This window comes from Streptomyces sp. NPDC007095, assembly GCF_040634475.1.
Lineage (GTDB): Bacteria > Actinomycetota > Actinomycetes > Streptomycetales > Streptomycetaceae > Streptomyces.
On sequence record NZ_JBEYFS010000290.1, the window covers coordinates 1 to 12,657 of the forward strand.

General features: G+C 70.5%; 9 protein-coding genes and 1 pseudogene. 5 read left to right on the forward strand and 5 right to left on the reverse strand.

From position 1 onward, the window contains the following. Positions 1-186 precede the first annotated feature (186 nt). The gene (gene hemB / locus ABZ656_RS51355; RefSeq protein ID WP_101399951.1) at positions 187-1,179 is read left to right on the forward strand and encodes a porphobilinogen synthase; all 993 of its coding nucleotides are present in this window, start codon (positions 187-189) and stop codon (positions 1,177-1,179) included. A gap of 18 nt (positions 1,180-1,197) precedes the next feature. Here the strand turns inward: hemB and ABZ656_RS51360 are convergent, their stop codons facing one another. Beyond that, positions 1,198-1,908 carry a DUF4232 domain-containing protein gene (locus ABZ656_RS51360; protein ID WP_101399952.1) on the reverse strand — a complete coding sequence of 237 codons (711 nt, stop codon included), beginning with the start codon at positions 1,906-1,908 and terminating at the stop codon, positions 1,198-1,200. 210 nt (positions 1,909-2,118) lie between these two features. On the opposite strand from ABZ656_RS51360, the gene ABZ656_RS51365 reads away from it, so the two are divergent. The 3 genes from ABZ656_RS51365 (at position 2,119) to ABZ656_RS51375 (ending at position 5,996) form a co-directional block, all read left to right on the forward strand. Next, entirely contained in the window at positions 2,119-3,507 is a 1,389-nt protein-coding gene (locus tag ABZ656_RS51365) for a helix-turn-helix transcriptional regulator (RefSeq protein WP_360278717.1), read from the forward strand. Between the two features lie 81 nt (positions 3,508-3,588). Beyond that, positions 3,589-4,491, forward strand: coding sequence for an SAM-dependent methyltransferase (locus ABZ656_RS51370; RefSeq protein WP_101399954.1), 903 nt, complete (start codon positions 3,589-3,591; stop codon positions 4,489-4,491). A gap of 302 nt (positions 4,492-4,793) precedes the next feature. Further along, positions 4,794-5,996 (forward strand): PLP-dependent aminotransferase family protein, encoded by a 1,203-nt coding sequence (locus ABZ656_RS51375; protein WP_360278721.1) that lies wholly within the window; start codon positions 4,794-4,796, stop codon positions 5,994-5,996. A 13-nt stretch (positions 5,997-6,009) separates the two neighbouring features. On the opposite strand, the gene ABZ656_RS51380 is transcribed toward ABZ656_RS51375, so the two are convergent. The 3 genes from ABZ656_RS51380 to argS form a co-directional block, all read right to left on the reverse strand. Next, positions 6,010-6,891 (reverse strand): DUF4253 domain-containing protein, encoded by an 882-nt coding sequence (locus ABZ656_RS51380; RefSeq protein ID WP_360278724.1) that lies wholly within the window; start codon positions 6,889-6,891, stop codon positions 6,010-6,012. A gap of 178 nt (positions 6,892-7,069) precedes the next feature. Next, positions 7,070-7,633 (reverse strand): lamin tail domain-containing protein, encoded by a 564-nt coding sequence (locus ABZ656_RS51385; RefSeq protein WP_360278727.1) that lies wholly within the window; start codon positions 7,631-7,633, stop codon positions 7,070-7,072. Positions 7,634-8,125: 492 nt separating this feature from the next. Then, positions 8,126-9,895: an arginine--tRNA ligase gene (argS, locus tag ABZ656_RS51390; protein ID WP_360278732.1), complete on the reverse strand. Its 1,770-nt coding sequence runs from the start codon at positions 9,893-9,895 to the stop codon at positions 8,126-8,128. 146 nt (positions 9,896-10,041) lie between these two features. On the opposite strand from argS, the gene lysS reads away from it, so the two are divergent. Beyond that, the gene (lysS, locus tag ABZ656_RS51395; RefSeq protein ID WP_360278730.1) at positions 10,042-11,784 is read left to right on the forward strand and encodes a lysine--tRNA ligase; all 1,743 of its coding nucleotides are present in this window, start codon (positions 10,042-10,044) and stop codon (positions 11,782-11,784) included. A 92-nt stretch (positions 11,785-11,876) separates the two neighbouring features. On the opposite strand, the pseudogene ABZ656_RS51400 reads toward lysS, so the two are convergent. Continuing rightward, positions 11,877-12,657: pseudogene (locus ABZ656_RS51400) on the reverse strand (hypothetical protein); the annotation flags it as partial.

Consider the following 12,657-nt stretch of genomic DNA (forward strand, 5'->3'; position numbering starts at 1 on the left):
GGCACGGGGCTGCGCCCCGGCGCCCAGGCTTTTAGGGGCGCCGGGGACCGCGCGCCAAGCCCTCCGGCCCGCAGCCGAACGGGTCGGGTGGGTGGGGATGTGGGGCGGAGCCCCGTTCGGTGTCTGGGGTTTGTACCGGCAAGGTGTCGGCAAGGGGGGCCGAGGGGCGGGCGTAGCGTAGAGGGCATGACGAAGTACGGATCCTTCCCCGGTACGCGGCCGCGGCGGCTGCGTACGACGCCGGTCATGCGGCGCATGGTCGCCGAGACCCGGCTGCACCCCGCCGACTTCATCCTCCCCGCGTTCGTACGGGAGGGCGTGGACGAGCCGGTTCCCATCGCGGCGATGCCCGGCGTCGTACAGCACACGCGCGACAGCCTGAAGAAGGCCGCGCTGGAGGCCGTGGAGGCCGGGATCTCCGGGATCATGCTCTTCGGTGTGCCGGAGGACGCGAAGAAGGACGCCGTCGGAACCCCCGGGACCGACCCGGACGGGATTCTGCAGGTCGCCCTCCGCGACGTGCGTGCCGAGGTCGGCGACGAACTGCTGGTCATGTCCGATCTGTGTCTCGACGAGACCACCGACCACGGGCACTGCGGAGTGCTCGACGCGGAAGGCCGCGTCGACAACGACGCGACCCTGGAGCGGTACGCCGAGATGGCCCAGGTCCAGGCCGACGCCGGGGCGCACGTGGTGGGGCCCAGCGGGATGATGGACGGGCAGATCGGGGTCGTCCGGGACGCCCTGGACCAGATCGGGCGCGAGGACGTCGCCATCCTCGCCTACACCGCGAAGTACTCCTCCGCCTTCTACGGGCCCTTCCGGGAGGCCGTCGCCTCCTCGCTGAAGGGCGACCGCAAGACGTACCAGCAGGACCCCGCCAATGTGCGGGAGTCCCTGCGGGAGTTGGCCCTCGATCTGGAGGAGGGGGCCGACATGGTGATGGTGAAGCCGGCGGGACCGTATCTGGACATCCTGGCGCGGGTCGCGGACTCCGTCGACGTGCCCGTGGCCGCATACCAGATCTCCGGCGAGTACTCGATGATCGAGGCGGCGGCCGAGAAAGGCTGGATCGACCGTGACAAGGCGATCCTGGAGACGCTGACCGGCATCAAGCGGGCCGGCGCCCGGAACATCCTCACCTACTGGGCCACCGAGGTCGCGCAGAAGCTCCGCTAGGGCCTGACAGCCGCTCGCTCAGTAGGCCAGCGCGTCGTCCAGGCTCTGCTGCCAGTACGTCACCGTGAGCTTGTCGTCCACGTACACGCCCTTCGCCGGGAGCGCCGGGGTCGCGCTGCGGCCCTTGGCGAAGCCGACGACGAGGGTCTTGGCCGTGTAGCCGTTGCCGCCGCTGCCGTCGGCGGCCGAGAGCAGCACGCCCGCGTAGCCGGACTCGCCCGGAGCCAGCGTGACGACCGCCTGCGGGTGGGTCGACTCGGCGACCGGCGGGACCGACTGGGCCTCGCCGAAGCGGGCGATCGGGTAGCCGGTCAGATCGCAGTTCTTCGCGCCGGTGTTGGTGACGGTGAGGAGCAGGTGGTTGAGGGGGCGGGAGACCTCGGTCGCGGTGGTCCTGCTGTTGGCGCCGTTGCAGGCGGGGTTCCGGGTGGCTGTGGTGCCTGTGCCGTTCTTGCCGGCGGAGCCGGAGCCGCCGCTGGTGCCCGTCGTGGTGGTGCCCGCCGTGGTGGTGCCCTTCGGGGCGGCCGTCGAGCCCCCCGTCTCGCCCGCCGGCTTCGCCTTCGTACCGCCGTCGGCGGTGGACCCGGTCGGCTGCGTCGAGGAATTGGACGCGGCGGACGGACCCTCGTCACGTACGCCCTTTCCGTTGTCGCACGCCGTGAGGGCGAACGCGGCGAGCGCGACCGTCGTGGCGGCGAGGAGGCGGGTGCGGGCGGTGCGTGCGGACATGGGTGATCCCCCTGTGGATGTGGCTGGTCGGCAGCCGCTCGACCGGTCGAGGGGAGCGGCGTGCTTGGATGACCACAGCTTGTCGGTTGATCCGTCCCGGCCGCCACGATTGCCGGGGGATACGGGACACCGGAACGGTCGTATGGGGTCTGACCAGGGGGAATACCCTCCCCCTGGAACGCGGCCCGGGACGCGGGGGATGGAGGAACGGTGGCCGGGGACGAGTTCGCGGGGCTGCTGAGGGAGCTGAAGGAGCGGTCCGGACTCAGTTACGGGGTGCTCGCGAAGCGGCTGCACATGAGTACGTCCACGCTGCATCGGTACGTCAACGGGGACGCCGTACCGACGGACTACGCACCCGTGGAGCGGCTCGCGCGCGTGTGCGGGGCGACTCCCGAGGAGCTGGTGGAGCTGCATCGGCGGTGGGTGCGTGCCGATGTGCTGCGGGGGCAGAAGGGGGTGCCTGCGGCGTCTGTGACGGATACAGCTTCCGTGGCGGATGCGGCGGATGTGGCGGATGTGGCACCTGTGGCACCTGTGGCACCTGTGGCATCTGAGGTGTCTGCGATGGATGAGGTGTCTGTGGCGGATGTGACGTCCATGATGCCGGTGGGGGTGGAGGGTTCCTCGGGGGAGCCGGATGTGGCTTCGGAGGTTGTCGGCGGGCCCTCGGGTGAGGCTTCGACCGGGGGGCGGCGAGGGCGTACGGTCCTCCTCGCCTCGGTCGCCGTCGCCGCGGTGCTCGCGTCCGCCGCGCTCGCGGTGCGGTTCGTGCCGGACGGCAAGGGGGACGGGAGCGGGGGGCGGGAGGTCTTGGGGGCCGCCGCGTCGTCCGGTCCCCGGGAGGGTTCGCGGGGGACGGCGTCCGCCGACGGCAAGCACCGGGAGCCGTCCGCCTCGGTCAGCGCCTCCGTCTCCGCCTCGCACGGTGGTGGGCCCGAGGCGTCCGTCTCGACGGCGGCTTCGGGTGGCGGTGCGGGCCAGGACGTCGCCGACGGCGCCACCGCGCCCGTCGTGGCCGCCAACCCGTACAAGTGGGACGGCCCGTGCAGTCAGCACTACCTGGTGAACCGGAAGGCCGCGCAGGTGCCCCCGCCGCCGAACGAGTCGGACGCGCGCGGGTGGGTCACGGCGCTCGGCGGGGTCGCCGGTCAGGAGCAGATGCTCGCGCTGACCGTGCAGGGGACCGGGAAGGCCACCGTGGTCCTGGAGGGGCTGCACGTGCGGGTGGTGGGGAAGGACGTGCCGCTCGCCTGGAACGACTATGCGATGGGCGTCGGCTGCGGGGGTGGCGTGGAGACGAAGTCGTTCGCCGTGGATCTCGACGCGGGGCGGCCCGTGACCACGCCCAAGGCCGGGCAGCGGGACTTCCCCTACAAGGTCAGCGAGTCCGATCCCGAGGTTTTCTATGTCTTCGCGGACGCGCGGGCGCACGACGTGAGCTGGTACCTGGAGCTCGACTGGTCCAGTGGAGCGCGCAGTGGCACGGTGCGTATCGACGACAACGGGAAGCCGTTCCGGACGAGCGGGAATGTGGGGCGGCCCGCGTACGACTATCCGCTGGGCGGCAGCGAGTGGGAGACGGCCGCGACAGGTTAGCCAGGGGAGGGGCACTATCAAGTCCCCCTAGGAGTTACGTTGTTGCCCATCGAATGACGCGACTCTCCAGGGAGAGGCTTTATGCCCGGTGATGCTCTCAGCCAGGACCCCGCCGAGCTGAGAAGGAGGATCGACACCACCAAGGCGCACCCTGCGCGCGTCTACGACGTCTTCCTCGGGGGCAAGGACAACTACCCGGTCGACCGGTCCGCGGCCGCCGCCGCGATCGTGGCCAATCCGCGCGGGTACCTCGACGTCCGGCACAACCGGGACTTCCTGCGCAGGGCGGTCACCACGCTGACCCGGGAATCGGGTATCCGCCAGTTCCTGGACATAGGTACCGGGTTGCCGACGCAGGAGAACGTCCACCAGATCGCGCAGCGGATCACTCCGGAGTCGCGGGTCGTGTACGTCGACAACGACCCCGTAGTGCTCGCTCACGCGCGTGCGTTGCTCACCAGTGGGCCCGAGGGGCAGACGGACTACATCGACGCGGACCTCGAGGAGCCCGCGAGGATCCTCGAAGGGGCCGCGAAGACCCTCGACTTCGAGCAGCCGATCGCGCTCGTGCTGGTGGCGATCCTGCACTTCATCGAGGACGAGCAGGCCTATCCGATCGTGCGTGAGCTGGTGGAGGCGTTGCCTTCGGGCAGCCGGCTCGTGCTCAGCCATCTCACCGAGGATCTCAACGCGGAGAACATTCGGGCGGTTCAGCGGACGTTCACCGAGCGGGGGTTCACGTTCGTGCTGCGGTCCAGGGCCGAGGTGGAGCGGTTCTTCACGGAGAACGGGCTCGAGGTGGAGGAGCCGGGTGTCGTGCCCGTGCACCGCTGGCGGCCGGACGGTGCGGCTCCGCTGCCCGAAAAAGTGGATCCCGCGTACTTTGCCGGCCTCGACGACATCGAGAAGATCCGCTATCGCGACATCAATGACGTGACGGACGCTGACATCAATGTGTACGGGGTGACGGGCGTCAAGCCCTGATTTCCGCCCCCGCGGCCCCTACCCGTCCCCTCCCTACCCGGGGGCTCCCCTCCCTACCCGGGGGCTCCCCTCCCTACCCGGGGGCTCCGCCCCCGGACCCCCGGGTGCGTTCGCCGCCTGCGGGCCGGTGGGGGCTGGCCGCGCAGTTCCCCGCGCCCCTGAAGGCCTTCAGCCCGTCCGGCGTTTGAGGACGAGGGAAGTTCTTCGTGTCCGTATCCCGGAATTGGTCGGTGTAGGGCGCACGTTTCTTTCTAGGGTGGCGAGTCAGGGGTTGTGGGAGCCGTAGAAGAAGGAGTCGTCCTGTGACCGGTCTCGAGATCGCTCAAGCCGTGCCGCCGCTCGCCGCGCGGGCCACCGCGATCGGTGGGTCGCCGGTACGGGAGATCCTCGCGGTCACCGCGCGGCCGGAGGTGATCAACTTCGCGGGCGGGCTGCCGGCGCCGGAGCTGTTCGACGCGGAGGGGATCGCCGCCGCGTTCCGTGACGTGTTCGCCCACGAGCCCGAGCGGGCGCTGCAGTACTCGACCACCGAGGGCGAGCCCGTGCTGCGGGCAGCCCTCGCGGAGCGGACCACCGCACGAGGGCTGCCGACGGACGCGGACGACGTACTGGTCACCACCGGGTCGCAGCAGGCGCTCTCGCTGCTCGCGACCGCCCTGGTCGAGCCCGGCGACACCGTGCTCGTCGAAAGCCCCTGTTATCTGGCGGCACTCCAGGCGTTCGCGTTCGCCGGGGCGCGGGTGGTCGCGGTGCCGGTGGATGGGGACGGGGGCGGGATCGATCCGGACGCGCTCGAGGAGCTTGTCACTCGCGAGCGGCCCAAGCTGCTCTACACCGTGCCGACCTTTCAGAACCCGACCGGCCGGACCATGGCGGGTGAGCGCCGGGCCGCCGTCGCGTCCGTCGCCGCCCGGTGCGGGGTGTGGATCGTCGAGGACGACCCGTACGGTGAACTCCGTTTCGAGGGCGGGCGGGTGCCGTGGATCGCCTCGTACGACGGTGCCCAGGACCGGACCGTGCTGCTCGGTTCCTTCTCCAAGGTCATGGCGCCCGGCCTCAGGCTCGGCTGGCTGCGGGCCCCCGCCGCGCTGCTGCGGGCGTGCGCCGTCGCCAAGCAGGCCGCCGATCTGCACACCCCGACCGTCAACCAGCTCGCCGCCGCGCGTTATCTCGCCGACCGGGACCTCGACGCCCATGTGGCACGGGTCGCGGGCGTGTACCGCGAGCGGCGCGACGCCATGCTGGCGGGTATCGCCGACGCCCTTCCGGCCGGGTCCACGTGGACCCGGCCCGAGGGCGGCATGTTCCTCTGGGCGCGGCTGCCCGAGTCGTACGACACCACGGCCCTGCTCCGGGGAGTGGTGGAGCAGGGAGTGGCGTACGTGCCGGGCGCGCCCTTCTACGCCGGGGAACCCGACCCCGCGACGCTGCGGCTCTGCTTCGTCACCCAGACCCCGGACGAGATCGGTGAGGGGCTGCGGCGGCTGGCGAAGGGGCTTCGGTAGGCAGGGGAGCCGGTCAGTCCCACCAGAAGGACCACACCCGCTTGCCGAGCACCTCGTCCGCCCCGTACGCGCGCAGCGTCTCGCTCTCGCCCTGCGTGATGTTGTCCGGGCAGAAGGCGAAGTGCTCGGCGGCCACCGCCTCGGCCTCGGCCGGTGTCGTGGGAGGGGCCGCCACCGACAGGACCAACTGGTCGAAGGTGAGGGCCACGACCCGTACGCCGAAGCGCTCCTCCCAGGAGCGCAGGACCGCGCAGAGGCGGGCCACGTCGCCCTCGTAGTTCAGCGGACCGGACCAGCCGATCGCCGCCGGGATGTCCGCGCTGCGGCGCGCCGGGACCAGGGCGAGGCGCGGCTCCTTCAGCCAGGAGCCGCCGCCCGCGAGGGAGTCGGCGACCTCGGTGGCCCGGTCGTCCGCGTCCGCCTCGGGCGCGGCGGCCGGTGCAAGGCCGGGCCACTGCACGCCGTGCGGCGCGATCGTCTCGGCGAACTCCTCGGCCTCACCGAAGAGTTCGGTGACCGATTCCTTGCCGGGGTGGTTCGCGTCGGCTTCGAGCTCGTCCTGCGCGTACTCCTCCCAGTACCCCGCCAGTACCTCGTCGGCGTCGTGATCCCCCGGATACGACATCTCCTCGGGCATCAACTCCCATTCCTCCGGGCCGCCCTGGACGCCGCCGACGTCTATGAGGAGGGGGAGCAGGCCGGCCGTGCGCGGGGCGGAACCCAGCGCGGCCCAGTCTCCGGGGGCGGCCGGTGCCTCGGTGTGCCACAGCAACGGCTCGTGCCAGGGGCCGTCATCTGTCGCGTCGATCAGTTTCCCGGGCGGGAGTTCGAGGCCGAGCGCGCGCCCGCTCGGATCTGCCGCCAGCGAGGGCAGCGGGTTCGGAAGTGTCGCCATGCCGGTGACTTTAGGGCCCGCCACTGACAACGCACCTCGGGGTCCGCCCACGAGGTCCTGGAGCGCCGGGACACACGAACGCGGCATGCCACAGGTGGTTCGTGGCACGCCGCGCGAAGAGGGTCAGGCGCGGGTCGAGGGCGGCGCAGTCCGTACGCCGGTCTCGACCCGCTCGGGGTCAGCGGTGGCCGTGGCCCGGACCGCGGCCGTGGTCGTCGCCGTGGCCGCGGTCGTCGCCGTGGCTGCGGTCGCTGCCGTGGCCGCGACCGTCGTCACCGTGGTGCCTGGCGTCCCAGGAGATGGTGTCGACCACACGACGGTGGTCGTTGCGGAGCGTGGCGGTGTCCTTGCGGTCGTCCCAGACGAAGTTGCGGCGGTCCTGGTAGACGTCGCGGTAGGTGTCACGCCCGACACCGGTGTGGACGCGGACGGTGGAGTGGCCGTCCAGGCGCAGGTGGTGGAACGTGTAGACGCGGCCCTGACGGTTGGACAGCGTCCAGTCGTCCAGGTTCACGCTGTCGCGCCCGCTGTTGGTGATCTGCACCCACTCCTCGTTCAGCGAGCGGTTGGACCTGGAGCCGTGTCCCGGGGCGTCGTACTGGACCTTGCTGATCTCCACCTGCGGACCGCGCGGGCCGGCTCCGTCGGCCGCCGCCGGCAGGGCGGCTGCTCCCACCAGCGCGGCGGCGGACAGAGCGGCGGCGGCCAGGCGACGGGCCGTGAAGGTCTGCGAAGCGGTCATGGGTGCCCCCTTGGGGTACTGGCGGGTCGCGGCGACAGGATCGTGCCGGCGGCCCGCTGTTCGTGCACCCGGCCTGATAGCCGGACACCGCATAGCTTGCCGACTGAAGTGCTCCGCTACGTCCCGGAATCGGAGGGCGTTGCCGATCAACGACATTGTCGTGATAGTCGCATGTAGTGCGCACGTTTTGTGAAGGTGTGTCGGGTTGACTCCTCTTCGGGGGGTGTGGCCGCATCAGTACTGACCTGCGCCACTCCTTCGCCATGCCACGCCACCCGTCCGCGACCTCCGCTGTCACCCGAAAGTGAGTAACAGTCCCGAGCGGGCAGGGGTACCCGCGCGGGTGGTCGTGTGTACGCGCGTTCGGGTGCGGAAACGCCTGATCCCGCAGGCGGCGTCAGCGGCCTTGCGGGATCAGGTACTACGGGATCAGGTACTACGGGATCAGGTACTACGGGATCAGGTATTGCGGGATCAGCGACGTGCGGGAGATCAGAGGCGCTCGGGCGTCCTGATCCCCAGCAGAGCCATGCCCTGGTGCAGGGTGCGAGCCGTGAAGTCGCACAGGAACAGACGGTTCTCGATCTGGGCCGGGGTGTCCGCCTTCAGGACCGGGCACTCCGAGTAGAAGGTCGTGTACAGGGACGCCAGCTGGTACAGGTACGCCGCCAGCTTGTGCGGGGCGTACTCGTCGGCGACCTCCGTGATCGTCTCCGCGAAGCGGTCCAGGTGCAGGCCCAACTCGCGCTCGGCCGGGGCCAGTTCCAGCTCCAAGTGGGCGGCCGGGCGGACCTCGCCCGCCTTGCGCAGGATCGACTGGATACGGGCGTACGCGTACTGGAGGTACACGGACGTGTCGCCGTTGAGCGACACCATCTGGTCCAGGTCGAACTTGTAGTCGCGGTTCGCCGACGTCGACAGGTCGGCGTACTTGACCGCGCCGATGCCCACCTGCGTGCCGCGCTCGGAGATCTCCTCCTCCGACAGCTGCCCCAGGGTGTCCTTCTCCCGCACGACCGCCGTGGCCCGCTCGATCGCCTCGTCCAGGAGATCCACCAGCCGGACCGTCTCGCCCTCACGCGTCTTGAACGGCTTGCCGTCCTTGCCCAGCACCGTGCCGAAGGCCAGCTGCTGCGCCTGCACGTCGTCGCTCAGCCAGCCCGCCCTGCGCGCGGTCTCGAAGACCATCTTGAAGTGCAGGGACTGACGGGCGTCGACCACGTAGACGAGGGTGTTCGCCTTGAGGTTGAAGACACGGTCCCTGATCGCCGAGAGGTCGGTCGCCGCGTAGCCGTAGCCACCGTCCGACTTCTTCACGATCAGCGGGACCGGGTTGCCGTCCGGGCCCTTCACGTCGTCGAAGAACACACAGAGCGCGCCGTCGGAGCGGACCGCCACGCCCGACTCCTCCAGGAGGCGGCAGGTCTCGTCCAGCATGTCGTTGTAGCCCGACTCGCCGACCACGTCCGGGTCCCGGATGTCCATGTCCAGCTTGTCGAAGACCGAGTAGAAGTAGATCTTCGACTCGTCCACGAACTTCTGCCACATGGCGAGGGTCTCGGGCTCGCCCGCCTGGAGGTCGACCACCCGGCGCCGCGCCCGCGTCTTGAACTCCTCGTCGGAGTCGAAGAGCGTCCGCGCCGCCTTGTAGAGCCGGTTCAGGTTCGACATGGCCTCCTCGCCGGAGACCTCCGCCGCGCCCTTGTGGTCCAGCTCGTGCGGGTGCTCGATCAGGTACTGGATGAGCATGCCGAACTGGGTGCCCCAGTCGCCGATGTGATGGCGCCGGACCACGCTCTCGCCGGTGAACTCCAGGATCTGGACCACCGCGTCGCCGATGACCGCCGAACGCAGGTGACCGACGTGCATCTCCTTCGCCACGTTCGGCTGCGCGTAGTCGATGACCGTGGTGCCCGGGTTCTCGGCGAGCGGCACGCCGAGGCGCTCGCCGTCCTCGTACCGCGCCGCCAGGTTCTCGGTGATGGCCTTGTCGGTGATCGTGATGTTCAGGAAGCCGGGCCCGGAGACCTCGATGTCCTTGATCACGTCACCCGACTCGACCCGCGCCACGACCTGCGTCGCCAGCTCTCTCGGGTTCGCCTTCGCCTTCTTCGCGAGGGCCAGGATCCCGTTGGCCTGGAAGTCGGCCCGGTCGCTTCGTCGCAGCAGCGGGTCCGCGGAACCGGCCTCCGGCAGGGCTGCCGAGAGGGCGTCCGCGAGGCGCTGGTGGACGGAGGCGGTGAGGGACGTGACCGAGGCCATGGAGTGGCTGCCGTTCTGCTCGGGTTCCGGGAGTTTCTGAGTACAGGAAAGCCAGTATCCCATGCGGTGAAAAGCCGTTTTCGCGGTTCAGGCCCGAGCTGGGAGAATGGTGCGGTCAGCCGTACTGGCGTATGAGAAAGAAGGACGTGCCGATCGTGGCTCAGAGCACCGAGACCACCGACTGGGTCTCCCGTTTCGCGGATGAGGTCATCGAGGAATCGGAGCGTCGGGCCCCGGGCAAACCTGTGGTCGTCGCGTCCGGGCTCTCCCCCTCCGGCCCGATCCACCTCGGCAACCTCCGCGAGGTCATGACCCCGCACCTGGTCGCCGACGAGATCCGCCGCCGCGGGTACACCGTGCGCCACCTGCTCTCCTGGGACGACTACGACCGCTACCGCAAGGTCCCGGCCGGCGTCCCCGGCATCGACGAGTCCTGGGCCGAGCACATCGGCAAGCCGCTGACCTCCGTCCCCGCCCCCAAGGGCTCGGAGTACCCGAACTGGGCCGAGCACTTCAAGGCCGCGATGGTCGAGGCGCTGGCCGAGCTCGGCGTCGAGTACGACGGGATCAGCCAGACCGAGCAGTACACCTCCGGTGTCTACCGCGAACAGGTGCTGTTCGCGATGAAGCACCGCGGTGACATCGACGCGATCCTCGACCAGTACCGGACCAAGAAGGGCCCCGCGAAGAAGCAGCAGGGCCAGAAGCCGGTCGACGAGGCCGAGCTCGAAGCAGCCGAAGGCTCCGGCGCCGCCGCCGAGGACGACGGCAGCTCGGCCGCCGGGTACTACCCGTACAAGCCCTACTGCGGGCAGTGCGAGAAGGACCTCACCACCGTCACCTCGTACGACGACGAGACCACCGAGCTGGCGTACACCTGCTCCGCCTGCGGCTTCTCCGAGACCGTCCGGCTGAGCGAGTTCAACCGCGGCAAGCTGGTCTGGAAGGTCGACTGGCCCATGCGCTGGGCCTACGAGGGCGTCATCTTCGAGCCGAGCGGGGTCGACCACTCCTCTCCGGGGTCCTCCTTCCAGGTGGGCGGCCAGATCGTGGGCATCTTCGGCGGCAAGCAGCCGATCGGGCCCATGTACGCGTTCGTCGGCATCTCCGGCATGGCCAAGATGTCCAGCAGCAAGGGCGGGGTGCCCACCCCGGCCGACGCGCTCCAGATCATGGAGCCGCAGCTGCTGCGCTGGCTGTACGCCCGCCGCCGTCCCAACCAGTCGTTCAAGATCGCCTTCGACCAGGAGATCCAGCGGCTGTACGACGAGTGGGACAAGCTCGCGGGCAAGGTCACCGACGGCTCGGTTCTGCCGGCCGACGCCGCCGCGTACGCGCGCGCGGTCGGCACCGCCGCCGGGGAGCTGCCCAGGACCCCCCGCCCGATGCCGTACCGCACCCTCGCCTCCGTCGCCGACATCACGGCCGGCGCCGAGGACCAGACCCTGCGGATCCTGAGCGAGCTCGACCCCGAGAACCCGCTCGCCTCCCTGGACGAGGTCCGGCCCCGGCTCGACAAGGCCGAGACCTGGATCAACACCCAGGTGCCGGCCGAGGAGCGCACCGTCGTGCGCGACGAGCCCGGCGTCGAACTGCTCAAGTCGCTCGACGACCAGGGCCGCGAGTCGCTGCGGCTGCTCCTCGACGGGCTGGAGCAGAACTGGTCCCTGGACGGCCTCACCCACCTCGTCTACGGCGTCCCCAAGGTCCAGGCCGGCTTCCCCGCCGACGCCACCGCCAAGGAGCTCCCGCCGGAGATCAAGGTCGCCCAGCGCACGTTCTTCGCGCTGCTGTACCACCTGCTGGTCGGGCGTGACACCGGGCCGCGCCTGCCCACGCTGCTGCTCGCGGTCGGCCAGGACCGGGTGCGCAAGCTGCTTGCCGCGTAAGGCCTTCGGCTGTACGTGGAAGGGGGCGCCCGGTGATCACCGGGCGCCCCCTTCCTCGTGCGCGCGCCTGTTCGTCGTACGCGCGTCTGTGCCTACGCGATGTGGTCCTCCTCCAGCTCCGTGTTGAAACGGTTCTGGAAGCGGTTCATGTAGCGCCTCAGCTCGCTGTCGGTCAGGGTCACGCCATACGTGGCCTCGACGTTGCCGCCGAACTCACCTTTCGTGGGCAGGCCCTGGCCGGGCATGATCGACTGGCGGAACACCTGGTAGAAGCTCTCCTCGCGGGCCTTCTCGTCGGCGAGCGGCGACTGCTCCTCCCGCGGGGCGGGGATGGGCAGCTGCTCCGGGTACTCCTGGTACCCCTGCTGCTCCTGGGCGACGCCCTCACCCAGCTGACGCGTACGGCCGGGGCCCGCCGGGATCGGGAAGGTGCCGGTCTCCTCCGGGCCGGGCTCGTAGGCCTGCGCCTGCTGCTCCTCGTACCACTGCTGGTACTGCTCCTCGGGGACGTACTCCGGGTCGTAGCCGCCCTCGTAGACGATCTCCTGGGGGGCCGGGGACGCGAACCAGGGGCTGGAGTCCGGCTCCGGAGCCTGTGCCTCCTGCACGTACGGCGGCTGGGGCTGCCGTGCGGGGGCCGGGGAGGGCTCCAGCTCCCGGTGCTCGGGGGCGGCGGGGGCGGCCGGAGCCGGGGCGGGCGTCGCCACCTGTACCGGCGCCGGGGGCAGGAGGGCCGGCTCGATGCCCGCCGCCGCCAGGCCGGAGGGGGCGGTCTCGGCCCGGACCGGGGACCTCTCCGCAGACCTCAATTTCTGGCACCACGGCGGGGAGAAGTTGGTCGTCACAGTCGACGAAGCGGTGGAGAAGGTGGGC

Bases quoted from the DNA above. Each gene is read 5' to 3' on its own strand.
- hemB (WP_101399951.1), top strand. From the start codon at position 187: ATGACGAAGTACGGATCCTTCCCCGGTACGCGGCCGCGGCGGCTGCGT.
- ABZ656_RS51360 (WP_101399952.1), bottom strand. From the start codon at position 1,908: ATGTCCGCACGCACCGCCCGCACCCGCCTCCTCGCCGCCACGACGGTC.
- ABZ656_RS51370 (WP_101399954.1), top strand. From the start codon at position 3,589: ATGCCCGGTGATGCTCTCAGCCAGGACCCCGCCGAGCTGAGAAGGAGG.
- ABZ656_RS51380 (WP_360278724.1), bottom strand. From the start codon at position 6,891: ATGGCGACACTTCCGAACCCGCTGCCCTCGCTGGCGGCAGATCCGAGC.
- ABZ656_RS51385 (WP_360278727.1), bottom strand. From the start codon at position 7,633: ATGACCGCTTCGCAGACCTTCACGGCCCGTCGCCTGGCCGCCGCCGCT.
- argS (WP_360278732.1), bottom strand. From the start codon at position 9,895: ATGGCCTCGGTCACGTCCCTCACCGCCTCCGTCCACCAGCGCCTCGCG.